The organism is Paenibacillus timonensis (assembly GCF_022427145.1).
GTDB lineage: Bacteria > Bacillota > Bacilli > Paenibacillales > Paenibacillaceae > Fontibacillus > Fontibacillus timonensis.
In genome coordinates this window covers 1-1391 of record NZ_JAKSXN010000136.1, presented here as the reverse complement: position 1 = coordinate 1391, position 1391 = coordinate 1, and the positions used below count along the sequence as shown (strand labels likewise).

Annotated in this window: 1 protein-coding gene; it reads left to right on the top strand. The window is 47.7% G+C overall.

The annotated features are described in order from the left end of the window. Window positions 1-104: 104 nt before the first annotated feature. Window positions 105-1289, top strand: coding sequence for an IS256 family transposase (locus tag MJ257_RS24525; RefSeq protein WP_240271790.1), 1185 nt, complete (start codon window positions 105-107; stop codon window positions 1287-1289). The last annotated feature ends 102 nt before the right edge of the window (window positions 1290-1391 follow it).

Sequence of the window (1391 nt, the reverse complement as noted above, 5' to 3'; positions counted from 1 at the left end):
GATGACGTAAAATTGTTTGTGTACCAAGTTTTGGAGTCTATCCAAAACACAAAAAAGTAGAGTATCCTCGGGGTTACGACGCCACCAAGAAGGGACTCTACTCGATGACTATTTTACCAGAAAATCAACTCACAAACCTATTTGAAAATCTTGTCACTCAGTTTGTAAAAGAAAACTTGGAATCGATCATGAAAGCTGAGATCCAGCACTTCATGGAGGACGAAGCTCATGAAAGTAACAGCCGGAACGGTTATTACAAACGTTCGTTGCACACCAAATACGGTCACATTCCCGACTTGGAAGTCCCGCGAGATCGCCAAGGCGCGTTTCAGACCCACGTCTTTGAGCCGTATCAACGCCGGGATGGTTGGTTGGAGGAAGCGGTCATCCAGATGTATAAGAGCGGTATGGGAACTCGTGACGTAGCCCGGTTCATTGAGACGATGTTTGGCAGCCACTATTCTCCGACTACCGTCAGCAATATCACCGCCACCGTCCTGGAAGACATCCAGAATTGGCAGAAGCGGCCTCTACAAAAGCGCTACAGCGTGATCTATTTGGACGGACTTTACGTCAAACTCAAACGCCGTACAGTGAGCGGTGAGGTCATCTACTTTGCCATGGGCATCGACGAAGAAGGACATCGTCAAATCCTGGGCTTTTACGTAGGCGGCCAGGAGAGCTCTAACGGTTGGAAAGACGTTCTGGCCGATCTGTATAACCGAGGCGTACACGAAGTGCTTTTAGGCGTTTTCGACGGACTTCCCGGATTGGAACAGGCCTTCAAGGAAGTGTACCCCAAAGCGGATGTTCAACATTGCATCGTGCACAAAGTGCGCTCGACTTTCCCGAAAATTCGCGTTCAACACAAAACCGACTTTATTGAAGATCTGAAAACGATCTACAATGCGTATGACCAAGACTTGGCGCTAGCTGCTTTTGACACCTTCAAAAGCAAATGGGCGAAGTTGTACCCCAAGGAAGTCAAGTCTTGGGAGGAACAGTTACCGACGTTATTGACGTTTTACCGCTATCCCGCACAAATTAAGGACGCCATATACACATCGAATCCGATCGAGCGCATGAACAAAGAAATTCGAAAACGACTCAAGCCGATGAACAGTTTAACGAACATGGACGCAGCAGAGAAAATCGTTTATTTAGATGTTATCGCCTACAACGAACGTTTCGAAAACCGTGTGATTCGTGGCTTTGGTGATCCTACAGTGAAGTTAGCACTAGCCAGATTGTTCGATGAGCGCTACTCAGACTCTGATTCAGTACATTAATAAATAGGGTGGCCGGTCTAGTGGGGGAGGAGGCCTCCTCCCCACCACCACATCCTCCTGATGGATGTTTCTACTGGTTTACACAAACTTCTTGACGCTACC

Coding starts and splice junctions, on each gene's coding strand:
- MJ257_RS24525 (WP_240271790.1), top strand. CDS start 105: ATGACTATTTTACCAGAAAATCAACTCACAAACCTATTTGAAAATCTT.